This window comes from Roseivirga thermotolerans (assembly GCF_014653175.1).
In the GTDB taxonomy this organism is placed as follows: Bacteria; Bacteroidota; Bacteroidia; order Cytophagales; family Cyclobacteriaceae; genus Roseivirga; species Roseivirga thermotolerans.
This window is the reverse complement of record NZ_BNAG01000004.1, coordinates 357,080-380,437: the sequence shown is the minus strand read 5'-3', so window position 1 is coordinate 380,437 and position 23,358 is coordinate 357,080. Positions and strand designations below refer to the sequence as shown.

Genomic DNA, 23,358 nt, shown 5'->3' with positions numbered 1-23,358 from the left:
TTCAAAGCTGTAAATTCACCCTTTCGTTTTTTATGACCAGACAACGTACACCCGCTCTCGGATTCATTTTTGCAGTTGTTCTCATCGATATCATCGGCTTGGGGTTGGTTATCCCTATTTTCCCTGATTTGTTTAAAGAACTGGGCAACCTGACATATGGTGAAGCTTCAAGGGTGGGTACTCGGCTGGTAACTGTATATGCCTTAATGCAATTCATTTGTGCTCCCATTCTCGGCAGTTTGAGTGATAAGTATGGCCGGAGACCGGTATTGCTAATTGCCTTATTCGGCCTTGGAATAGACTACTTGTTCCTGGCCATGGCTCCTACCATATTGTTGTTCTTTGTGGGGCGATTTATAGCTGGCATTTGTGGAGCAAGTTTTACTACCGCTTATGCCTATATGGCCGATATCAGCCCACCCGAAAAGCGAGCTCGAAATTACGGATTACTGGGAGCTGCTTTTGCTTTGGGTTTTATTATTGGCCCGGCCATAGGCGGCTATCTCGGCAGCTATGGACTACGTACTCCCTTCTTTGTGGCAGCCGGTCTTACACTCATTAATTTTCTCTATGGCCTCTTTATACTCCCCGAATCGCTGCCAAAAGAAGAAAGAAGAGCCTTTAACTGGAAACGGGCTAACCCTTTGGGGTCGCTCAGGCAGCTAAAAAAGAACCGCATCGTTTTTGGTTTTGCTCTTGCTCTGTTTTTCTTATACATAGCCTCACACTCCGTACAATCCACCTGGTCTTATTTTGGAGCTGAAATGTTTGATTGGGAAAGCAGCGACATAGGCTTTTCACTGAGTGTGGTGGGCGTATTAGTCGCCATTGTTCAGGCTGGCCTCATAGGCAACTTAACTCTAAAATTGGGATACAAGAAAACCGTGCACCTGGGTTTATTTTTTACATGTGCCGGATTGGCCCTCTTTGCTATCACTACAACCACTACCATGCTCTATGGCTTTCTGATTGTCTACGTATTGGGAGGTTTGGCCGGGCCAACCATTCAGGCCTTTATGTCTAATCAAGTACCCCGTAACGAACAGGGAGAACTACAGGGAGGAATCACCAGTCTGATGAGTCTTGCAGCCATCTTTGGGCCTTCCATGATGGGCGAAACCTTCTATTATTTTACTAAACCAGATTATTACTTTCCCGGAGCGGCCTTTGCTCTGGGTGCATTGTTCGCTCTGATTTGCTGGCTATTAGCTTCTCGCGTACTTAAGCAAGCCAAAGAACCAAAGACTGACAAGCCATCGGCCGAATCAGTTTAAATGGCCTAAAGGTTGGTCTGAGGAGGCTACTTGAGTAAATTAGCAGCAAAAAAGGACAACATTGAATTACATACCACTCAATATCACCAGCGAAACAGCCCAACTAAAAACCGTTATTTTGGGCATTGGCACCGACCAGGGAGAGCCTTATGAGATTAATCCGGTAGCCAAAATGCATAAGCAACAAGGCACTTACCCCAAACCGGAAGATATTGAGGAGGAAATAAATGAGGCAAAACTGGCTCTGGAAAAAGCCGGTGTGGAGGTGCTTCAGCCAGACAATCTAAAAGAGAAGAAACAAATTTTCACCCGGGATATTGGTTTTGTGATTGACGACAGATTTGTGATCGCCAATATGAAAGAACCACTTAGGCAGGGAGAAATTAAAGGCATTGAACGTATTATGAGCCAGTTCAATCCCGAAAAAATAGTACGGATACCGGATGGTGCCACTATAGAAGGGGGCGATGTTCTGGTTCACGGAAACCATGTCTTTGTTGGCATTAGTAAGCGCACAAACAGAAAAGGATTTGACTATCTGAAAGATCAGTTTCCTAACAAAACCTTTCATGCACTGGAGCTTGTTGTGAGTGACGACCCCAAAGTAAATATTCTGCACCTGGACTGTGCTTTTCAGCCAGTGGGTGAAAAGTATGCCATTTTTTATGAAGAGGGCTTTGTACACAAACCCGAAATAATCTACGACCTGTTTGGCACAGATAACCTTATCCGCATCGACCAGGAAGAGAAGAACCTCATGTTCCCTAATATTTTCTCCATTGGACCAAACGATGTGTTAATAGAGAAAGGTTTTACAAGGCTCATCTCTGAACTCGAAGCCCGGGGTATCACATGCCATAAAGTGAAATACTTTGAAACCTCAAAGTTGAGCGGTTTGCTACGCTGCTCCACCCTTCCTCTGGTGAGGGTCTGAGCATAATTGCTCATTTATAATTACCTTAAACATTGGCTTGAACAGGTAACTTGGCCAAAGGTCGGACTCAATGCCATGAGCTTTCTGACATTAGCTCCAACTGCCATGTCATAAATTAAGGTTATGTATGCTATGCCCACTCTTTGGTTGGTATTATTTAGTGCTACCCTGTGCCAGGGAACCGTGCTCGGACTGGCACTGGTTGTAAAAAGCCGTAAGTCCAATAGTTACCATTGGTTAGGAGCCTTTGTACTTTGCTTCACTCTCTTGTTAGGCTACTACTTGCTGTTTTGGTTGAAAGTTACCCCGAAACTACCTACATGGATGGGGCTTCTTCAGTACCTGACCTTATTGTTAGGACCGTTGTTATGGATGCACTTATCGGCCCAAAGTCAGTTCAAACAAAAAACTCAATGGCTTCACTTTTTACCTTTTATTCTCGCCTGTCTGTTGTTTTTGGTCTTTGCTGGCTCATCATTATGGCCCATAATGGGATTGGCACTTATTGCTTTGCAACTTCTTCAGAACCTGAGCTACAGCATTGCAATACTGCACACTAACAAACCGAAGAACAGCGTTTATGGTTACTTGTTCCTGATATACTCTATTAGCTTTTCTATCTATTACCTATTGGTATGGACGGGCCGGCTTGTACCGGCCTATGACTATGCCGTTTCACTCAGCATGGCCATTTGCGTCTATTACATAGGGTATCAGTTTATTCAACTTCCTCCTGAACAGCGTCAAACTATTGAAAAGTATGAACACTCGGGACTCTCAGTTACCATGCGCGAGCAGCTCATAAAAAGACTTGATGAACACATGCAAAACAACTCTCCTTACTTAGATGGCCACCTGAAGCTCTCCGACCTGGCCGAATCTTTAAACTTAAGTGCCCACCACCTCTCAGAAGCAGTGAACACCATGAAGCAACAAAACTTCAACGACTATGTTAATACCTGGCGGATAGCCAAGGCCAAGCAACTGATTAAGGATTGCTATTTACAAAACCGAAATGAAAAGCTTCTGGCCATTGCCCTGGAAAGCGGCTTCAATAATAAAACCAGCTTTCTCAATGCCTTTAAAAAACATGAGGGTATATCTCCATCTCTTTATCGCGAAAGAATAGGCAAGGCACAAAACAGGGAAAATATGATCGGATTTGCCGAATAAAACCCTCAAAGGCCCTATAATGGGTTTAAAAAAGCATGAAAAAACTCATCATCATTCTCAGCCTGGCTGTGTCTGCTTTTGTGGCTGAAGCCCAAAATATAGATGCTTCTACATTCGATTTTTGGGAAGGCACCTGGGAACTTCGTTGGACCGATGCCAACGGTCAGGCCGGTAGTGGCACCAACGTGATCAACAGAATATCCGGAGGCAAAGTGTTGCACGAAAATTTTTCGGCCACCAAAGGCCAATTGGCAGGCTTTCAGGGTACCAGCATTTCTGTGTTTAACCCCAATACTTCCACCTGGCATCAGACGTGGATGGACAATCAGGGTGGTAATCTGATTTTCACAGGCTCTGTGGAAGGTGATCGCAAAATTTTCAGCACCGCCTCCCAAACCATTAATGGCCAAACCACGCAATCAAGGATGGTCTTTTACAATTTCACTGAAGATTCCTTTACCTGGGACTGGGAAAGAACCACCGATGGAGGCAAAACCTGGACGCTCAACTGGCGGATATTCTATAAGCGTATTAAGTAAATAAAAAGAGAGGCTGTCTTTCGCGCCTATTCGAGCGTTTCAGACAGCCTCTCCATGAATCAATATAAGCAAAGACTAGTAGTCTACTCTATTTCCATCTTCATCAATAAAGTAAAGTTCTACCCTTCTGTTAAATGCCCTACCCTGTACTGTACGGTTAGAGGCCACAGGAATATCTTCACTAAAGGTTTTGGTCTCTAGCTGCTCCGGGTTCACTCCTTTATTGATAAGGTAATTGTATACTTCTGTGTACCTTCTTCGGCCAAGAGCTACGTTATATGGGTTGGTACCATAGGCATCCGTATGACCGGCTACCATTATTCTAAGGTCTCTTCTTCGTACCAATAGCTCAGCCGCCTCATCCAGTCGTTTAAAGAATTCCGACTTGATGTTATGTTTATCGAAGTCGAAGTAAACCATTGGTAGCTCAATGTTCTCAGGCGTAACAGCCGGAGGCAATGCTTCGGTTTTTTCTTCTACTACCGGTGGGTCTGGCACAACGGGGTCTTCGGCTATCACTTCAACTATCGGCTCTTCCTCTTCTTCTACCACAGGCTGAACTCCTTCTGTAGAAACCGGAGGTACAGGAACGTTGGTTGGATCCAGGTCAAAGCTGTTGATCATTTTTACATAAATCTCTTTCTCTACCCTGTCGCATCCAATATAAAAGTCTTGCTCTACATCAAATTCGTCTCTAAACAACACGCGAATAGCATGCTCCTTTTCGTAGAGTACCTCATCGTCTTTAGAAACGCTAAGCGTAAAGTCTCGCTCAATAGGCATTACCATTTTATACACTCCGTATTCGTCAGTGGTAGTGGTTAGCTCGTCACCATCTTCAGTCGTTACCTTTATTTCCGCATAGGCTACAGGCGTTTCGTTATCACAGTCTAGCAGTTTGCCCTGAAGTTGTGACTTGTTGAACATGATGATTCGGTAAATATCTACTTGTCCGTAGCCATCCGGGCGACTGGACGACAGATATGCGTTCTTACCATAAAGTGTAAAGAAGGTGTCATCGTTAGGTAGGTTAATTGGGGCTCCCATGTTTTGGGGCTCAGAAAACTTACCCGTGGCGCTATCTAAACGAGTGGAAAAAATATCATACCCTCCCATGGAGTCGTGTCCTTGGGAAGAAAAGTAAAGGGTTCCATCTTCGGCCACAAAGGGAGCGTCTTCACGCTCAGGCGTATTAAGTTCTTCTATAAAATAAGGCTTGGTCCATGAGCCATCGGCATTCTTATGCACAATATATAGGTCAGAGTTTTCATCGTCATTGCCAAAGCTCGAGGCATAAATCATTGAGTTTCCGTTGTTATACAGAAAGGCATGAGAGTCCCACTTATTGGTGTTGATGGGCAATGGCTGCCGCTTACCCCAGGTACCATCGGCCTGTCGGTACGAAATGTAAAGGTCTTCATCCAGAAAGGTAAGCAAAGTACTGTCGCCATTTGTCAGCTGCACCGGTGCTTCATTGGCATCTCTGGCCGAGAAGCCATCTAAGGGGCGGTCTTTCTTCCACTTGTCCAAGTCGTCCATTTCAGCAGTCATCACCATCTCGTAGTTTTCACCATCATCGGCAATTTTACCGAGTCCGTCTCTTCTGGCCGTAAAGTAAATTCCCATTTGATTGGCCGTAACCACCTGAGAGTATTCGTTGCCCTCTGTGTTTACATTAGGCCCCAGGTTTTTAATGATAATGTCTTTTGGGTTGGACAAATACTTTCTGGCATTCTGAATTTTATTAAAAAGTGCATACCAGTCAGCCTGATCAGCATCTTCCAACGAATTTACATTCAGTCTGCGCAGAGTTCTTTCTGCATCGTCTACTCGCTCGGCTACCAGATAGGCCTCGGCATAAGGAATCCAAAAGTAAGGGAGCTCTTCTGCCAATGGCAAGGCTTCTTTAAAGAGCTCAAAGGCCTTGTCCATGCGATAGCGCTTGGTATGACAAATACCAGCCAGCCACATGGCTTCATAATTTTTCTTTTTCTTGGCTAATATGGGTTCTAACTCTTGTAGAGCCACCTCCCAGTCTTCTTCAGCCATAGCTCCATACACTTTGTTCAGGTTTTGTGCCTGAAGACTCGCTATTCCGATAAGGCTGAAAATCATTAAGGTCAATAATGATCGTTTCATATTAAGGTCTGATAGTTGAATACAAAAATAACGACAGGTCAGTCGCAACGTTGATGGTAGTCGAGGATGTTCATTGCTGAACATAAGGCCAAGATATTAAAAATCTTTCATATATCGTTTAAATCAAGAAAAATGTAGTACACATGATTGGTCTATACGGAGTGCTATTTTTTGGCCTGTTTTTAACGTATGACTATGATACAGTGATAGATTGGTGTCGCCACTCTGAGCTGTAACCAAATACCTTGACCCCAAAAAACGACAGCTTTGTACCATTGCCGTTATAGACAAAGCCTGAGAAGCTCCTTCAACATGTACATGTACATCTTCCGCCCGAACAAAGGTATTTTTCTTATTCATAAGGGCAGAAACATTATTTACCCTCCCAAAAAACTGTGCTATGGCTAAGGTAGCAGGATGACGATAAATAACTTTAGGAGAGTCCATTTGTAAGAGCTTACCGTCTTCCAGATAGGCTATTCTATCGGCTATTAGCAAAGCATCCTGAACATCATGACTCACCAATATAAGACCTATACCTTCTTTGCGCACAATGTCCGTCAGTTCCAAAAGGAGATCTTGTTTAATGATGGGGTCCAAATTGCTGAAAGGCTCATCCATTACCAGCAGTTCAGGATCATCGGCCAATGCCCTGGCCAAAGAGAGCCTTTGTTGTTGTCCGCCACTCAGTTCATGAGGCATTTTAGAAGCCAGGCTCACCAGCCCACACATTTCGAGCAACTCATTAGTTCGCTCTTGCTGAAACTGCCCGGTAAAATGTAACAGCTTGTAGCGCACATTTTCGGCAACAGTCATATTGGGCTTTACCTGAAAATCCTGAAAAACCATTTTAATTTTATCGTGGCCGGCAATCAACTGTTCTTCAGGATCTTTGAGCGGTTCGCCACGAAATGCGATAGTGCCCGAATCGGGCTTAGCGAGCCCTGCAATCATACGCAGCAAAGTGCTTTTCCCGGACCCACTTCTACCAACAATAGCCAGCACTTCTTGTCCGCTCATTTCAAACGAAACATCTACCACAGCACCTAAACTTTCGCCAGGGTATTTTTTATGAAGATGCGTTATTTTGAGCATTTTAAGGGCAATAGAAAAGGCCGACCCAAAACTAATTATTCTTTTGAGACGGCCTTTCCAATTCTTTTACTTTAACCGGTCTATTGCTTGTAGGTGATTCTATAGATGCAATGATTAATGTCGTCTGAAACCAAAAGTGAGCCATCGGGCATTTCCAGCACATCTACCGGCTTGCCCCATCCCTGGTTCTTTTCTTTGTCAAGCCAGCCATCAGCAAAGATTTCGCTCTTTACCACTTTGTCGTTTTCGATTTGTACAAATCGCAATTGATATCCGATATGGCCGGCTTCCTGAGACCTGTTCCACGAACCGTGCTGGGCGACAATCAGATTGTTCTTGTATTGGGAAGGGAACATATTTCCTTGATAAAACCGGAGCCCAAGCGGAGCACTATGAGGTTCAAACTTATAGGCCGGTTCTTTGAACTGACTACGCGGAAACTTCTTACCAAACTCCGGATCGGGAATATCGCCCTGATGCCAAAAAGGAAAGCCAAAATGAATGCCTTCTTGCGGAGCATGGTTTAGTTCGCAGGCCGGTATATCGTCACCGAGCATATCCCTACCATTATCGGTAAACCACATTTCTCCGGTTTGTGGATGCCAGGTAAAACCCACGGTGTTTCTTACTCCCCTGGCATAAATTTCCATACCGGAACCATCAGGGTTCATCCGGGTAATAGTCGCATATACAGGGTTTTCATCTTCTTTGTCGCAAACATTGCAAGGAGCCCCTACAGGCACATACAACTTGCCATCAGGGCCAAAGGCAATGAATTTCCAGCCATGGTGACCATCGGTAGGGTATTCATCATAAATCACCTCCGACTTAGGCTGATCAAGGTTGTTTATAATATCAGGGAATCGATGTATTCGGTTAATTTCCGCCACATATAAATCACCGTCTTTGTATGCCACTCCATTGGGCGAGTTCCAGCCCGTCACTATGGTATCTATCTTGTCTGGCACCATGTCACCATTGGTATCGGTCAGGGCATATACATTCTTCCTTCTCCGGTTGCTCACAAAGACGGTTCGTCCATCTTCGGTGCGCGCCAACGAGCGGGCGTCTACTATATTTTTGGCATAATAAGATATCTCAAAACCTTCGGGCAGGTTAATTCGCTTCAGCCTTTCGGCATATTCATTGTCAGTCTTCGTTTGAGCCTGGCCATTGCAACTTAGTAGCAGCAATAAGCAAAACGTGGCCAAAGCACTTGAACTAGGGTTAATAAAGGTACGTTTCATGGTTCACAATTTACAAAACTGTGTTCATACATAAATCATTGTTTTTATGAGTTGCTTAAATATTGAGTGAGCCGTGGCAGGTCTTTGAGTATTTTATTACCCTGCTGTTTGTTTTCTTCTACTGAAAGCTAATTTTGCGCCATGATTGCCATTAACAACCTTTCTTATTACATAGGAGACCGTCCTTTATACGATTCGGCCAACCTACACATTAAACCAAATGACAGAATTGGCCTGATTGGGTTGAATGGCAAGGGAAAATCTACTTTACTGCGCTTAATCATTGGCGACTACCAGCCCACAGCCGGAGAAATTACCAAGAGCAAAGAGTGCACCATTGGTTTCCTCAATCAGGATCTGTTGTCGTACCAGAGTGACGACAGTATTCTGAGTATTGCTATGGAGGCATTTGAGGAAGCAAACAAACTCCAGCGTAGAATAGACCAGTTGCTTCATCAAATGGAGGTGAACTATGAAGACCAGCTGGTGGAAAAGCTTGCTAAAGCTCAGGAGCAGTTTGAAGCTCTTGGAGGGTACTCTATGCAATCGGAAGCTGAGGCCATTTTAGAAGGCATTGGATTTAAAACCGAAGACTTAAAAAGACCTTTGCGCGAATTTTCCGGTGGCTGGCGCATGCGGGTAATGTTGGCAAAGTTACTGCTTCAAAAGCCATCGCTGCTAATGCTCGATGAACCAACCAACCACCTGGACTTACCCTCTATTCAGTGGATTGAGAACTACCTCCGAACCTATGAGGGAGCCATTATTGTGGTATCACACGACAGGTATTTTCTTGACAATGTGGTGACCTCTATCGTAGAGGTTTCCGGCTTTAAACTCACTCAGTATAGCGGCAATTATTCCTTCTATCTGGAAGAAAAAGCGCAGCGCGAGGAGATACAGAAAAACGCCTACGAAAATCAGCAAGCACAAATAAGGCAAACCGAACGATTCATTGAGCGCTTTAGGGCCAAATCTTCAAAGGCCCGCCAGGTACAATCGCGGGTAAAGGCACTGGAACGAATGGACCTGATCGAAGACGTGGTAGATGAAAACATTACCATGAACTTTCAGTTTGGCTTTAAGCAAAAATCGGGACGCTTTATTGTTGAGCTAAACAACATATCTAAGAGTTATGGCGATTTGCAAATACTCAAAAACACCACAGCTCAGGTAGAGCGTGGAGATAAAATTGCGCTCATAGGTGCCAATGGTAAGGGAAAGTCTACCCTGCTGAGAATTATTGCCGGCACAGAAAAAATTGAAGGTCAAAGACAAGAGGGCTATAATGTAAACACTGCCTTTTATGCTCAACACCAGTTGGAATCTCTGAACATTGAAAATGAGATCATACAGGAGCTGCAACAAGCCGGATCGAATAAGTCTGAAAGAGAATTGAGAGGCATACTAGGTTGTTTTCTTTTCCAGAACGAAGAAGTATTTAAAAAGATAAAAGTACTTTCTGGTGGAGAAAAGTCGCGGGTGGCTCTGGCCAAAACTCTGCTTTCTGAAGCCAACTTTCTGATGATGGATGAACCGACCAACCACCTAGATTTCCTATCGGTTAACATTCTCATTCAAGCCTTACAGCAATATGAAGGTACGTTTGTTATTGTATCGCACGACCGCCACTTTATTTCTCAGATAGCCAATAAAATCTGGTATATAGAAGATGAGCAAATAAAGGTTTATCCGGGCACCTACGAGGAGTACGAATACTGGATGTCTCAAAGAGTTAAAGCCGAAAGCACACCAACCACTCAATCATCGGCCAAAACAGAAAAGCCTAAAACCTCAAATAAAAAGGTAAGGAACAACGAAGACGAACAACAACTGAAGAAGCTAAAGCAAAACCTGGCAGACAAAGAAGCTCAAATAGAACAACTAGAACAACAGGTAGAAGCCATTGAAGGAGAAATGGCTCTTCCGGAAGTATTCGAAAACCAGGAAGTACTAGCCGAAAAAACGGATAAGCACCAAGCGCTGAAAACATCGCTGCAGAAAGTGCAGCAAGAATGGGAATCGCTTTACCTTGAAATAGAGGCTCAGGAAGCCGATTAGGGTTTTCGGTTGAGGTAATAATTGATTCCAAGGCCAAAACCAAACACCGAAGCTTGCCGGTCTTGTGGGCTTACAGGTACAAAGTATCGATAGTGAACATCGGCTCCCACGCCAAACTGCTCGTTTATGCGATAATTTAAACCAAGTCCTGCCATGCCACTCAGGTTCCATTCACTAATGAAATCGGCCCGGCTCAGGTCTGCCTTACGAACCGAAAGAAAATTCAGGTCACCTTTCACTTTATAGTCGAAGAAGTAGTCCACTCCTACCCCTGCGAGCAAAGAAACATCGAAGCCATTCCACTGAACCACTTTGTAGCTTAACGTTGGCAATACAGAAATACCCTGCAGTGTATTGGTAAGGTTGTAGTTACCGGTGAAGTTTACATTATCCGGGTCGTAACCCAATGGCAGGTAAATGGGCAAAGACTTCCCGTTTTCTATGGAATAGGCATTGGAAGTACTACTCACTTTAAACTGACTATACCTAACCAGAGCACCCAAGGCAAGCTTTTCACTGAGATCATAAGACAGGCCGAATCCTGCACTTATGGCACCTATAGCCCGCTCTGAGCTATTGATTACATCGGAACGAAGGGATGCAACATTGGCATCTTCAATATTAAAAGCAGCCAGGTGACTACTTTCCGACTCAATATTTAAACTATTGCTACCCACATGGCCCGAGAGTATCTGCTGTCTTGCATAATTTTCCGGCTCTATTTCTACACCGGCAATAAGCTCAGAAAGCGGCCGGGTGCTTACACCCAGATCTTTCATCCACAAAGCTCTGGTGGTTGCCAAACTAGCTCTGTATGCCTTTGGAGTAGCCATTAATACTTCTGGTAAAAAGAACTGCTCTTCCTTAGGTACACTTTCTACTTCCGTTAAATTGGAGTAATCAGCAACCAGCCTTTCTCTGTTGCGAGCTGCTACTTCTGCTCTACTGTCGCTATTTTCTGTGTCTTGCGCCTTGGGCAAGCTGGTTTTTAAATCAGCTGCGAGACCGGTACCTGCTCCACTATTTAAATCATTTTTCTGTGGTTCGTTCTTGGCAGATATATCTTCTTTTTGGCTCAGCTCCTTGGGTGTTTCAGCATTGACCACGGGACTCTCTCCCTGGTTGTAGATAAAACCGGCAATAGCAAACAAGGCTATAGCTGCGGCAACCCCATAGGTCTGCCACATGAAGAATATACCTCTCTTTTTCTTTTGCTGAAGCGCCTTTTCTACCCCGGCCCACACCTGTTCTGAGGGTTGAAATTCAACCCCATCAAACATATCCTTCAGATCGTTTTCAAAACTGCCCATTACATCGACACATTTGAGTTTATCACTGTATTGGCCTCTTCTATCATCACTTTCAGCAGAGCTCTTGCTCTGGCATACTGCGATTTGGAAGTGCCTTCGGTTATTTCCATCATTTCGGCTATCTCTTTGTGCCCATAGCCTTCAATGGCAAAAAGGTTGAATACTGTTCTACAACCTACCGGTAACTTCTGCATCATGGCCATTATTTCAGTAAAGTGTAAATGCGAAATCACCAGTTCTTTCTCTACATGAAGCGGGGTTTTGTCTATATCGAGCATTGGCTGTTGATACAGCTTCTTGCGGTTGTGGTTAATGGCGGTGTTCACCACTATGCGCCTTAGCCAGGTAGAAAACTGTGCTTCGTGCCTAAACGATTCAAGACTATTGAAGATCTTTATAAAGGCATCTTGAAGAATATCTTCAGCATCAGCCTGCGATTTGGCATAACGCATAGCAACAGGCATAAGTCTGGCCGCGTAGCGATCGTAAAGTTCGCGTTGCGCCTTAACTTCTCCTTTAATGCACCTATTGATTAATTCTATATCCTGAATCATTAACCTTCAAGAAGATCCCCTCTTCTCGCCTTTAGACACTGTGGTATTAAAATTGGTTGTAAGAGCAATAATTAATCCTAATTTCGTTTGCTTCAACAAATGTCTTTAAAGTCTGTGAGATTTCTCTTCCTTGTGTTCGTCTTCTGCAGCCAGGGGCTTTGGGCTCAACAAAATTTGCAATACAATAACCATACTTATGACGCCAACATAAGAACGGTGAGGCTAAACCCGGCAGGAAATAATGTGCAAAGCAGCATTGCCCCACCCGTAACCAAAGTTGGGCAATCGAACCTGATGTTGAGCTTTGACGACTTAAAAGAAGATGCCGATTATTACTACGTCTACTTTGTACACTGCAACGCTAATTGGGAACCTTCTAATCTAAGACCCAACATGTTTCTGAAAAACTACAATGAATTCGAAATTACAGACTTTGAATTCAGCCAGGAGGCTAAGCAACAATATGTAAATTACACGTTTACAATACCTTCTTTCGAAATATCGGGCAACTATCTGGCAGTGGTATACCGAAACCGAAACAAAAAAGACCTTGTACTCAGCCAGCGCTTTTATGTGTATGAAGAAAATACTTCCGTAGGAATTTCTGTTCAACGCTCCACTGAGCAAATCCACCGGGTGAACAACCAACGCATAGAGGTCTCCCTCAACTATGCCGGATTAAAGGCTGTAGACCCAAGAGAACAGTTTAAAATAGTGGTTCGGCAAAACCAACGACCAGACTTAACCCGCTATAAACTACCACCAACTTTTATCGATGAGAACGCTCAGTTTATAAGGTATCAGGGGCTAGACGAGGTATTCGATTTTCCCGGCACCAACGAATTCAGAGCCTTCGACCTGAGCACCACCACTTTTACAGGTAGAAGGGTTGACGAAATTTACATGAGTAACAGGCGTGTGGTGGCTCAATTGAGAACAGACGCCCCTTTGGCCGACACCTACCTGCAAAACCTGGACATTAATGGCCAGTACTACATACGCGATGTGGAGGGACAATCGGGAGGTATAAGTGCAGAATATGTTTACACCAACTTTATGCTTAAGATTCCCAAATCCGATGAAAAAGTCTACGTAGTGGGCGCCTTTAATAACTGGCAAAAAAACAGTGCATCGCTCATGAAATACAACGAAGTTGAAGAGGCATATGAAGCCGAAATATTACTGAAGCAAGGATGGTATAATTACTCCTATATCCAAGAAGGAGCTAATCCATTCGGAATAGACGGTTCTTTCTTTGAAACCGAAAACCTTTACGAAGTCTTTGTTTATTTTTCACCCATGGGCGGCCGTGGCGACCGCCTGGTGGGTTATTCGCAGCTGGGCTACAACACTAGGCGGTAGCTGTTGGGGCGTTTTTCTGAAAATGATACTTCTCGGTACGCTCCAAGGGATCGGCATTGGCCAAATCGAGCATTCCAAAGCCTTTGTAGGTATAGTTGCCCAGGCCACAACTGAATATAAATTCCTGCACCTCTTTTTCGGCATATAGTTTAAAAGGCAAGGTATATCCGCGCACCTCATATTTGACATCATTTTCAAAAACCGAATAGATACGCGCAAACTTCTTTTCTTTGGCTTTCATTCTTTCAATATAATCCATATCGGGCACTACCTGAAAGCGTTTGAAGCGCTCAAAATCTTTGGTAGAGTAGTTGCCGGTACGCTCTAGCCTCTGAAGGGTAGACTCATAGAGCAGATCTGAAAACTCATCGGTTTCGGGCATAATAAAGCGCTTGGAGCGCTCGTCATTAAACCTCGCCTTAAACGGAACTATGGGTGATATACAAATGAACTTGCTTTCTCCAGTCAGTTCTATTGGTTTTTCCAGCTCAGTAAACAACGGAAGCACCTGTAAATTACCAAGTTCTATTACCTCAAACTCAAAGATTTGTTCCAGAAGGTAGTCTAAAAACTCCTGCTCGGAAGCAGAAATGACCAACGTTACAAAGTTGGAATAATAATGCAGCCCATTGCGCGAAACTTTAGTTTGACCTTTCAGTCCTGAAAAATTGAAAAATTCGTAATGAATAAATTTTTCTTTCCCTCCTTTTACCAACACTCCTTTTAAGAATTGGGCTAATATGTGTTGATGATGAAACGGAAGGTAAGCTCCACGGTTTTTAAGTTTAAAAATTACCCTGACTCTCACGACACTCTACTTTAAAATACAAAACTTTCCAAGCCTAATGCATTGACATGCAACCGGTATGACCATAACTCAATGGCCTATAGGATTGTTCAGTCTGAACGAAAAAAATAAAGTGATTTATACGATCGGCTTACACATTGAAGCGGAAATGCATAATATCTCCGTCTTTCACAATGTAGTCTTTACCTTCTACCGCCATTTTACCGGCTTCTTTTACGGCCACCTCGGTTTTATACTGCTGATAGTCAGCCAGCTTAATAACCTCAGCGCGAATAAAGCCCTTCTCAAAGTCGGTATGAATAACTCCGGCAGCCTGAGGGGCCTTCCAGCCTTTGGTAATAGTCCATGCCCTTACCTCTTTCTCTCCTGCAGTAAAATAGGTAATCAGGTTTAGCAGAGAATAAGAAGCCTTAATAAGTTTATTGAGCCCCGACTCCTTCAAGCCATATTCTTCCAAAAACATGGCCTTTTCATCGGCATCTTCCAATTCTGCAATTTGAGACTCTATAGAAGCTGAAATAAGGAGCACCTCTGCGCTTTCGTCTTTCACCGCATTTTTTAGTGCTTCTACATGTTCGTTTCCGGTATGGATAGATGCTTCTTCTACATTGGCTACGTAAATAACAGGCTTAATAGTGAGCAAAGAAAGGTCTTTAACGGCAGCTAACTCATCGGCATCGGCTTCTACCGAACGTGCATTGGCACCTCCTTCTAAAGCAGCCTTAAATTTCTCAAGACTAACCAGCTCTTTCTTGGCTTTAGCATCGCCCGACTTAGCAATTTTAATCAGTCGTTGAATTTTCTTATCAATGGACTCTAGATCCTTGAGCTGCAACTCGGTATCAATAACCTCTTTATCGAAAACAGGGTCTACATTACCGGCCACATGGACTACATTATCATCTTTGAAGCAGCGGACCACATGAATAATAGCATCTACTTCTCTTATGTTGGCTAAAAACTTGTTGCCCAGCCCCTCTCCTTTACTGGCACCTTTCACCAGCCCGGCAATGTCCACAAATTCAATTACCGTAGGCAGTACTTTTTGCGGGTTCACAAGCTCTTTCAAGATTTCCAGTCGCTCATCGGGCACGGTTACTACCCCAACATTGGGTTCTATAGTACAAAATGGAAAGTTGGCCGCTTCGGCCTTTGCACTTGACAGCGCATTAAATAAGGTTGATTTACCTACGTTGGGAAGCCCAACAATTCCACATTTTAAACCCATAACTGTCTAAAGAATTGCTTGTTTTTAAATGAGCGGCAAAGATAGCAATTAATACAATCTGCACTGAATGGGCCAATAAAAAAGGGGCCGTAGCCCCTTAATTTCTTTGCATGAAGATGTATTAGTCCCAGCTGAGTTCGCTGTCATGATCTGTTTCTCCGTTAACGCTGAGCTCTTCTCTGTCGAATTGAGAAAAGTCTACATCAGGAAGCAATTCTTCTTTTACGTGACTTACAGCCTCATTCAGTGCTTCTACGAACTTCCCAAAATCTTCCTTATAGAGGAATATTTTATGTTTTTCATAGCTAAACCCATCATCTTTAAATTTTCTTTTGCTTTCCGTGATGGTCAAGTAGTAGTCGTTTGATCGAGTGGCCTTGATGTCAAAAAAATACGTTCTTTTTCCTGCCCTTACCCTCTTTGAAAAAATCTCATTCCTGTCCTTATCTTCCACTTCTCAAAGTATTTAGTCTTGGTTTCAGTTGATTTTCGAAAAATAGCTGTCCTAATATAAACCAATATTAGCTACTATTGCAAACACCGTAAAAATAAAAAGCGCAACCCATTTGTGATTCTTATGGTAAATTAAACCTTTGGCATACACGGCAAAACAGAGTTTATGCAGTTTTCATTAGAAGATATTAAGCATCTTGGTAATATAGAATTACTGGCAAGGCAGATGGTTGAGGGCTTTATTACAGGCTTGCACAAATCGCCATATCATGGGTTTTCGGTAGAATTTGCCGAGCACAGACTGTACAACACCGGGGAAAGTACCCGCCACATAGACTGGAAGTTGTATGCCAAAACGGACAGACTCTATACCAAACGTTATGAAGAAGAAACTAACCTGCGGTGCCAGTTAGTCATCGATCAGTCTTCTTCCATGTATTACCCGGACACCAACTTTGGCAAAATGCGATTTAGCGTTTTGGCATCGGCCGCACTCACCTACCTGCTACACAAGCAGCGCGATGCTGTTGGGTTACATACTTTTAGCAGTCAGTTGGAACTGGAAACTCCCGTCAAGTCATCGGCCTCTCATGTGCATAAACTCTTTTTAATGCTCAACGAATTGTTGAACAAGCCCAAAACCGAAAAACGGACTAACGTTGCGGCCATCTTAAATCAATTGGCTCAGAAAATTCACAGACGTTCGCTCGTGGTTATTTTTAGCGATATGTTCGACAATGAGGCCAATGAAGAGGAACTAATGGCCGCGCTGCAACACCTTAAACATAGAAAGCATGAAGTTCTGCTTTTTCACGTAACAGACCATAGAACTGAGTTGGATTTTGACTTTGAAGACCGCCCCTATGAGTTTATCGATGCAGAGACTAGTGAAAGAGTTAAACTTAACCCGGCTTCCATCAAAAAGGCTTTCCGTGAGCAAATGGACAACTATTACCATGAACTTTATCTCAAATGTGCCAAACTAAAAATTGACCTGATCACAGCCGACATCAATCAGGGATTTGACCAGATACTTAAAGCTTACTTGATAAAGCGTCAAAAAATGACTTGAATAGAATACCAATATTTAGCACATGAAAAACACACTAATACTGTTCTCCATAATTCTTCTATTGATTGCCTGCAATACTCCCTATTCAATCTCTGAATGGCAAAAAGTGCTTAAAGATAAAGGTGATGCCAAAATAGAGTTGGTAATAGAAAGTAAAAACCACTCTACCTCAAAATCGTCTGGCACAGCTGATGGAGAGCTTTTATTTCAACGACTTGGTAATTTAAAAGAAGTGGTGGAATCTTTTAATCCTGAGAAAGTGGTGGTAATTGAGAGTTTACCTGATCGCTATCACTTCAACCTGAAGGTGACCAATTACCCCTCACCCCAAATTTCTGACTTAAGCGAAGATATTTTGAATTTCATGGCTGAAAAAGCCGATTTTAAGTGGAAGATTGAAAACAGAAAACAATCGTTTTATAGTCTTGCAGTGTCGGACAGTTATCTTCTACATCAGGCGAAAAACGTACACCCGGAAATTGATCAATTATCTTCTACACACCCCAAAAGAGTGAGGTTTATTGGTAGCCTGGATAACTTCATCTTATTTCTCGAAAAAATAGTCGATACACCAATCAGGGGGGATGTGCCCAAATTAGACCTTAAATTAGACATAGAATTACCAAACGGAGACACGGAGGCTCTATTACTTGCGCTCAAAAACACGTATGGCCTCACTCTGACCCCGGAAACCGGCCTAAACGAAGCCATCGTAATTACCTCAAACTAGACGCAGCGGGGCAGTTTACGTTATCACTAAATTTCAATACATACCGGATGGGACTTATTTGGTCAGAGTTACTTCCAGGCTACTTCCTGCCAACGAAACCTTGCCTCCACTCTGAAGAATAGCCTTGTGTACCTTTTCGTAGATGAGGTTTTTGGTGGTTCTTCTCTTTTTAAAATCTACCACATAACGAAGGGTGTAGGTGCTCCAATTTTCATCGAAAGAGAAAGTAATCATTGGAGGAATTTGGGCCTTCTCCACATAAAGCTGCCCGGTTAGTTTATCCCACGAGGCCTGTGAGTCACGACTAAAATCACCCACCACCTCATCGAGTATTTGATTCAGCACACCTTTAAAATATTCTTGATCGCTATCAGTACGCACCGGAATTTTAATCTCGTCCCACAAAAAGGGAAAATCTCCCGAATAGTTATAAACCGGCTCCTTGAATAAATAGCTATTGGTCAATCGCACCATTTTTCCATTGTAAAGATCACCATCTACCCAGTCGCCAATCTCCATAAGTGTAGTGCGCAATACGCCAATATCTACTACATCTCCCTTCACTCCCCCCATTTGTACGCGGTCTCCTACTTTGAAATATTTACCGGAAAGAATGACCAAAAAGCCTGCAATACTCATTATTACTTCTTGCAGGGCAAAGGCAATACCTGCTCCGGCCAAACCTACAGCCAGTGTAATGTTAGAAAGCTTGTAATTGAAAATGAGCATGCCACTGAGGGCAAAAACAATATAACCCAATAGGGTTACCAGTTTTTTAGCCTGATAGCGCGTACTCTTATCGCTTACATAGCGTGAAAGCACTCGTTTAAGAAACCTTGCCACCAGCATAACCAGGATAAAGGCTACCAGCAGCAACAAAAAGCGTTTTGCAAGAGGCTCCGAAAGCCAATTCGTAAGTTGAGACACTTCCATAGCCATAAGTTATAAAGAATTGCGAGTCTTAATAATAAAACCGGATTACTTACTTAAGTCGCATAGCGTATGATTCGACATGCTGTCACCGTTGGTAAAGGCAATGCTTGTTGCTCAAGTGGTCTAGTTACATCTATATGATTAAATAAAGTAGACCTATACGAAAAAAGGCCTCTGTTGAGGCCTTTTTTTAATGCTTTCATAATGAGTTTGGTACTACACGTGTAGCCATTCTTTCTTGGCTTCCAACTCTTCCTGGGTTTCTCTGTAATCAGGGTCATCCACACAACAATCTACCGGACACACAGCTGCACACTGTGGTTCCTCGTGGAATCCGGTACATTCTGTACACTTGCCTGATACGATATAATAAAACTCATCTGAAATGGGCTCTTGTGGTTCGTTGGCGTCTACCACAGTGCCATCTTCCATTTCTACCTCTTTCAGGTCAGTTCCTCCGGCCCAGGTCCACTCCATTCCTCCTTCATATATCGCTGTATTGGGGCATTCAGGTTCGCATGCACCGCAGTTAATGCATTCGTCTGTAATCATTATGGCCATAGTGCTCTAATTTTATTGGTAGTCCTTAGTGCAACAATTATTTGTTGGCTAAGTTTCAGGTTTCTAAAAATATTTGCCGCAAAAGTAATAGGTAATAGTTCTCAGGCGCAAACTTAGCTTGTATTTTTGGGGCACAATTATGGAAATGAGTATAGAAAGAAGAGCAACAGCACTGGCAAATTTGGGAAATTGGTTCAAAACAATAACCCCGGAAGAGTTCTCAAACCTTTGCCAGGTGGCTATAAACCAAAACAATTGGTTCACTAAAGACAATATTCAAAAGGCCTTTAATGCCTGGGGCGAGGCTCTCACCGAAGAAAAGATCGGTCACTGGATAAAGGGCTATAATTGGTCTAAAAACCCCAGAAAGGTTGGTCTTGTACTAGCCGGCAATATTCCTTTAGTGGGCTTGCACGATGTACTCTCGGTAATTATAAGCGGACACAAGGCTTGTGTGAAATACTCATCGCAAGATGCTGTATTGATGAAAGCCGCATTGCAAACGCTTATTGATCTGGAACCTGAGCTAAAAAGTCAACTTGCGGAAGTTGATCGGCTAAATGATATAGAAGCTGTAATTGCTACCGGTTCGGACAATACAGCTCGGTATTTCAAACATTACTTTGCTAAACACCCTCACATTATTCGGCAAAACAGGGTATCGGTTGGCCTATTGAACGGAGAAGAAACAACCACCGATCTCCAGAACCTTGGTCTGGACATTTTTACCTACTACGGGCTTGGCTGTAGAAATGTGGCTAAGATTTATTGTCCTAAATCATTTGACCTCACTCAGTTTATTGCTGCGCAAGACACTCACGAGAATGTATTGAGTCATCACAAATACCAGAACAATTATGACTACAATAAGTCCGTGTATTTGGTAAACAAGGAGCCACATCTCGACTCGGGCTTCTTTCTTATGCGAGAGAGCTCTGAACTGGTCTCTCCTATTTCGGTGGTTTTTTACGAATCATACGCTTCTGAAGCCGAGCTATCACTAAAGCTTTCAGCTCAACAAGATAAAATCCAGTGTATGGTTGCTAAAGATGGATGGTACGAAGGCAGCTTACCCTTTGGCACTGCCCAATGCCCTGAGCTGTGGGATTATGCCGATGGGGTTGATACGCTGGAGTTTTTGGCAAGCTTGTAATCCAATCCATGAACAAGGATCAACTTTATTCTATATACTTCGCTAATAGTAGGGCGTATTTTTTGAACAAGCTCCGTGAGTTTAAAGAGGGGAATAGATACACCTTTAACCTCCCCTCATTTTTATTAGGGGGAGTATATTTCTTTTACCGGAAAATGTACAAAGAGGGGGTTATTCTCTTGATTCTGATCTATACTGAACAAATTCTTTCATTGAACATAGCTACTACGTTCAACTTAACTTTTATGCATGATACCGGATATAATATCTTTATGACATTTCTGTTCGCAACTGTCTCGGGATTCATTTTCAATAGATTATACTTAGCCAAAGCAATCAAGGTAATTGACAATATCCAGATTCAGGAAGACGAGGAAGCCAAAAAATATCTCAGAAAACAAGGAGGCACTAGTATAGTCAGTGCTCTGCTGCTGGCGGTTGGGATGGTTATTTTCGCCTGGCTGAACGCTACATACTTCTTATTCTGAATTTCAATAATAAAAATCCCCGGAATTTGCATCTTTAGGTATGAGCCAAAGATTTAGGAAACTCTTTTATCATCTTTTCCCTTCCCCGTTTGCCATAGCTGTTTTACTTACCGTTTTAGTTTACGGTTTGGCACTCATTTTTACTCAAAGGCCGGAAAATGCAGTATCATCTTACCCAATAAAGCTATTGGAATATTGGCAAACCGGTTTTTGGGAGCTACTGGCCTTTACCATGCAAATGGCCCTCATTCTTATTCTTGGCCATGCTCTCGCTTTAACCCCTCTGTTCAACCGGCTCATTAATCTCCTTACTCGCTATTGCCATACTACAGCCACTGCTGCCATGATTGTTGGCCTGATTACAATTCTGCTCAGCTTCTTCAATTGGGGCTTGTGTTTGGTATTTGGGGCAATTTTTGCGCGAAAAGTGGCCGAAAGATCCCAAGAGCTGGGTCAGCCATTGAACTATCCGCTCATTGGGGCGGCCGGTTATGCCGGCATGATGTGCTGGCATGGCGGGCTTTCCGGGTCGGCACCACTCACCGTATCGGGTAAAAGTCATTTTTTAGTCAACCAAATCGGTGTGATAGGCATTGAGGAAACGCTCCTTTCCACAATGAATATTAGTACAAGTCTCTGCCTTATTGTGCTTATTCCCGGGTTTCTGTATCTGCTCGGACGTTTGTCGCCACACAGAACCTTTAATAAACTTAAAAGCCAATCTAAGAAGAGTCAAAAATTGACCACCGAAGCCGTTGGAGCCGAGAAGCTAGACCATGCCAGGTTTCCGGCCATTGGCCTAGGTTTACTCATATGTTTTATAGCCATTCGTCAGGCCTGGAACACCCCTTCCGGATCGGGGTTAGGCTTTATTGACCTTAATTACATTAACTTTTTATTATTCGGCCTGGGCCTGATGATGCACGGTAGCTTTTCCAATTTCCTAACAGCCATACAAAAAGCTATTGGTGGTGCCTCGGGCATCCTTATTCAATTCCCCCTGTATGCGGGCATAATGGGCATTATGAAGTACTCGGGATTAGGAGCTGAAATCTCTTACGCCTTTGTGGCTATTTCCAACCAAACCACCCTTCCCATCTTTACCTTTATTAGTGCCGGCATTGTCAATGTGTTTGTGCCAAGTGGTGGCGGACAATGGGCTGTTCAGGGACCAATAGTGACCGAAGCAGCCGAAGCATTAGGAGTTTCTATACCTAAAATCATTATGGCTCTCTCCTATGGAGATCAGTTGACCAACATGCTCCAACCCTTCTGGGCTCTACCCCTTTTGGGCATCACTCAACTTAAAGCAAAAGATATTCTTCCTTACAGCGTTTTAGTGATGATGCTCGGAATGCTTATATTTATAAGCAACCTATTGATTTTCTGATACATGGCAAACAAATACAGACTGGAAGGCGAAGCTCCCAGGTTTTCTTTCAGAGGCATGGGAAAAATAGTGGTAGAACTATTGATTATTGTAGTGGGTATTTACCTGGCCTTTGCGCTCGATAAGTATGGAGAAAGAAAGGAGCAAAAGGCACTGGAAAAAAAGTACCTTCAGGAACTGATGGAGGAAGCTATGACCAATTTGGAAGAGCTCAGGGCCGATCAGCAAACGCGTAAGCATCAGCTTGTACTCTTTGGAAAATTACTGGAAACAGCCAATCGGCAAGTAGCCGAAGACACCCTGAGAATGGCCGTAAAAGAATTGCTCATCAACCGTATTTTCTCACCGTCCGATGTGGTTTATCAGGATCTGACCAGTTCGGGCAATCTCCGCCTAATAGAGTCGGACACCATTCGTAAAACCATTATCCGATACAAGGGACGACTCGCCCGCGCCCCCATTACCGAAAATGTAGAAAGACGCCTCATCGAAGATAAACTAGAACCATACTTGCTTCAAAAACAGGTGCTTTCTTTGCTGGAGCCCATGGAGGATATGGATGAAATTAACATCTCCGAACAACAGGTGGATCGGATTATTCGGGTATTGCTCAACGACCGTCAGTTCTTGGATTTGGTTTACCTCAGGTACAACCGTCTCAAGCATACCATCTACTTTGAAAACCCGGTACAAAGAAGCCTTGAAATACTCATTAGCCTACTGAAGGAAGAAATTAGAGCAAAGACATAAGTTCTGCTCCAACAAATACCTCTGAGGCATACTCAATTCTTCGATTTTTGATAACTTAGCGGCCCCTAGATAGTTATCTAATAGAACTAATCATTTAAAAATAT

General features: G+C 43.3%; 22 protein-coding genes. 12 read left to right on the top strand and 10 right to left on the bottom strand.

All coding sequences use genetic code 11. The annotated features are described in order from the left end of the window. Positions 1 to 32 precede the first annotated feature (32 nt). The 4 genes from IE164_RS15400 to IE164_RS15385 all read left to right on the top strand — a co-directional run bounded on the left by IE164_RS15400 (position 33) and on the right by IE164_RS15385 (position 3,920). Positions 33 to 1,274 (top strand): TCR/Tet family MFS transporter, encoded by a 1,242-nt coding sequence (locus tag IE164_RS15400; protein WP_189631143.1) that lies wholly within the window; start codon positions 33 to 35, stop codon positions 1,272 to 1,274. Between the two features lie 61 nt (positions 1,275 to 1,335). Continuing rightward, on the top strand, positions 1,336 to 2,208 hold the full coding sequence (locus IE164_RS15395) for a dimethylarginine dimethylaminohydrolase family protein (RefSeq protein ID WP_189631142.1): 873 nt from the start codon (positions 1,336 to 1,338) through the stop codon (positions 2,206 to 2,208). Between the two features lie 132 nt (positions 2,209 to 2,340). Beyond that, complete coding sequence (locus IE164_RS15390; RefSeq protein WP_189631141.1) at positions 2,341 to 3,381, top strand: helix-turn-helix domain-containing protein; 1,041 nt, start codon at positions 2,341 to 2,343, stop codon at positions 3,379 to 3,381. A 35-nt stretch (positions 3,382 to 3,416) separates the two neighbouring features. Next, the gene (locus tag IE164_RS15385; protein ID WP_189631140.1) at positions 3,417 to 3,920 is read left to right on the top strand and encodes a hypothetical protein; all 504 of its coding nucleotides are present in this window, start codon (positions 3,417 to 3,419) and stop codon (positions 3,918 to 3,920) included. A gap of 75 nt (positions 3,921 to 3,995) precedes the next feature. Here the strand turns inward: IE164_RS15385 and IE164_RS15380 are convergent, their stop codons facing one another. The 3 genes from IE164_RS15380 to IE164_RS15370 form a co-directional block, all read right to left on the bottom strand. Next, positions 3,996 to 6,059 carry an OmpA family protein gene (locus IE164_RS15380; protein WP_189631139.1) on the bottom strand — a complete coding sequence of 688 codons (2,064 nt, stop codon included), beginning with the start codon at positions 6,057 to 6,059 and terminating at the stop codon, positions 3,996 to 3,998. A 123-nt stretch (positions 6,060 to 6,182) separates the two neighbouring features. Then, complete coding sequence (locus tag IE164_RS15375; RefSeq protein WP_189631138.1) at positions 6,183 to 7,154, bottom strand: ABC transporter ATP-binding protein; 972 nt, start codon at positions 7,152 to 7,154, stop codon at positions 6,183 to 6,185. Between the two features lie 80 nt (positions 7,155 to 7,234). Further along, complete coding sequence (locus IE164_RS15370) at positions 7,235 to 8,401, bottom strand: PQQ-dependent sugar dehydrogenase (protein ID WP_189631137.1); 1,167 nt, start codon at positions 8,399 to 8,401, stop codon at positions 7,235 to 7,237. 141 nt (positions 8,402 to 8,542) lie between these two features. On the opposite strand from IE164_RS15370, the gene IE164_RS15365 reads away from it, so the two are divergent. After that, positions 8,543 to 10,462, top strand: coding sequence for an ABC-F family ATP-binding cassette domain-containing protein (locus IE164_RS15365; protein ID WP_189631136.1), 1,920 nt, complete (start codon positions 8,543 to 8,545; stop codon positions 10,460 to 10,462). Here IE164_RS15365 and IE164_RS15360 read toward each other — a convergent pair. Both IE164_RS15360 and IE164_RS15355 read right to left on the bottom strand, forming a co-directional pair. Next, a complete protein-coding gene (locus tag IE164_RS15360) occupies positions 10,459 to 11,772 on the bottom strand; it encodes a hypothetical protein (RefSeq protein WP_189631135.1) in 1,314 nt (437 codons plus the stop codon). The two genes, IE164_RS15365 and IE164_RS15360, sit on opposite strands and share 4 nt — an antisense overlap. Next, entirely contained in the window at positions 11,772 to 12,326 is a 555-nt protein-coding gene (locus IE164_RS15355) for an RNA polymerase sigma factor (protein ID WP_189631134.1), read from the bottom strand. Before IE164_RS15355 ends, IE164_RS15360 begins: the two co-directional genes overlap by 1 nt. 174 nt (positions 12,327 to 12,500) lie before the next feature. Here IE164_RS15355 and IE164_RS15350 point away from each other — a divergent pair, with 174 nt between their 5' ends. Then, the gene (locus tag IE164_RS15350) at positions 12,501 to 13,688 is read left to right on the top strand and encodes a type IX secretion system plug protein (RefSeq protein ID WP_189631133.1); all 1,188 of its coding nucleotides are present in this window, start codon (positions 12,501 to 12,503) and stop codon (positions 13,686 to 13,688) included. On the opposite strand, the gene IE164_RS15345 is transcribed toward IE164_RS15350, so the two are convergent. From IE164_RS15345 to IE164_RS15335, 3 genes are all read right to left on the bottom strand, one after another. Further along, on the bottom strand, positions 13,678 to 14,496 hold the full coding sequence (locus IE164_RS15345) for a CRISPR-associated endoribonuclease Cas6 (protein WP_189631132.1): 819 nt from the start codon (positions 14,494 to 14,496) through the stop codon (positions 13,678 to 13,680). The genes IE164_RS15350 and IE164_RS15345 overlap by 11 nt on opposite strands. A 130-nt stretch (positions 14,497 to 14,626) precedes the next feature. Then, positions 14,627 to 15,724: a redox-regulated ATPase YchF gene (gene ychF, locus IE164_RS15340; protein WP_189631131.1), complete on the bottom strand. Its 1,098-nt coding sequence runs from the start codon at positions 15,722 to 15,724 to the stop codon at positions 14,627 to 14,629. A 121-nt stretch (positions 15,725 to 15,845) separates the two neighbouring features. Next, complete coding sequence (locus IE164_RS15335; protein ID WP_189631130.1) at positions 15,846 to 16,178, bottom strand: DUF3276 family protein; 333 nt, start codon at positions 16,176 to 16,178, stop codon at positions 15,846 to 15,848. A 165-nt stretch (positions 16,179 to 16,343) separates the two neighbouring features. Here IE164_RS15335 and IE164_RS15330 point away from each other — a divergent pair, with 165 nt between their 5' ends. Both IE164_RS15330 and IE164_RS15325 read left to right on the top strand, forming a co-directional pair. Beyond that, positions 16,344 to 17,249, top strand: a complete 906-nt coding sequence (locus IE164_RS15330; RefSeq protein WP_189631129.1) for a DUF58 domain-containing protein — start codon at positions 16,344 to 16,346, stop codon at positions 17,247 to 17,249. A gap of 22 nt (positions 17,250 to 17,271) precedes the next feature. Further along, the gene (locus IE164_RS15325; protein ID WP_189631128.1) at positions 17,272 to 17,979 is read left to right on the top strand and encodes a hypothetical protein; all 708 of its coding nucleotides are present in this window, start codon (positions 17,272 to 17,274) and stop codon (positions 17,977 to 17,979) included. Between the two features lie 54 nt (positions 17,980 to 18,033). Here the strand turns inward: IE164_RS15325 and IE164_RS15320 are convergent, their stop codons facing one another. Beyond that, positions 18,034 to 18,912 (bottom strand): mechanosensitive ion channel family protein, encoded by an 879-nt coding sequence (locus IE164_RS15320; protein WP_189631127.1) that lies wholly within the window; start codon positions 18,910 to 18,912, stop codon positions 18,034 to 18,036. A gap of 216 nt (positions 18,913 to 19,128) precedes the next feature. Continuing rightward, on the bottom strand, positions 19,129 to 19,473 hold the full coding sequence (locus IE164_RS15315; RefSeq protein WP_189631126.1) for a 4Fe-4S binding protein: 345 nt from the start codon (positions 19,471 to 19,473) through the stop codon (positions 19,129 to 19,131). A 145-nt stretch (positions 19,474 to 19,618) separates the two neighbouring features. On the opposite strand from IE164_RS15315, the gene IE164_RS15310 reads away from it, so the two are divergent. From IE164_RS15310 to IE164_RS15295, 4 genes are read left to right on the top strand one after another with little or no spacing between them, the layout of a single operon-like run. Continuing rightward, positions 19,619 to 20,626, top strand: a complete 1,008-nt coding sequence (locus tag IE164_RS15310) for an acyl-CoA reductase (RefSeq protein WP_189631125.1) — start codon at positions 19,619 to 19,621, stop codon at positions 20,624 to 20,626. A gap of 8 nt (positions 20,627 to 20,634) precedes the next feature. After that, positions 20,635 to 21,114 (top strand): DUF2628 domain-containing protein, encoded by a 480-nt coding sequence (locus IE164_RS15305; RefSeq protein ID WP_189631124.1) that lies wholly within the window; start codon positions 20,635 to 20,637, stop codon positions 21,112 to 21,114. A 40-nt stretch (positions 21,115 to 21,154) separates the two neighbouring features. Further along, entirely contained in the window at positions 21,155 to 22,504 is a 1,350-nt protein-coding gene (locus IE164_RS15300; protein WP_189631123.1) for a short-chain fatty acid transporter, read from the top strand. A 3-nt stretch (positions 22,505 to 22,507) separates the two neighbouring features. Continuing rightward, the gene (locus IE164_RS15295; protein ID WP_189631122.1) at positions 22,508 to 23,254 is read left to right on the top strand and encodes a hypothetical protein; all 747 of its coding nucleotides are present in this window, start codon (positions 22,508 to 22,510) and stop codon (positions 23,252 to 23,254) included. Positions 23,255 to 23,358: the final 104 nt, after the last annotated feature.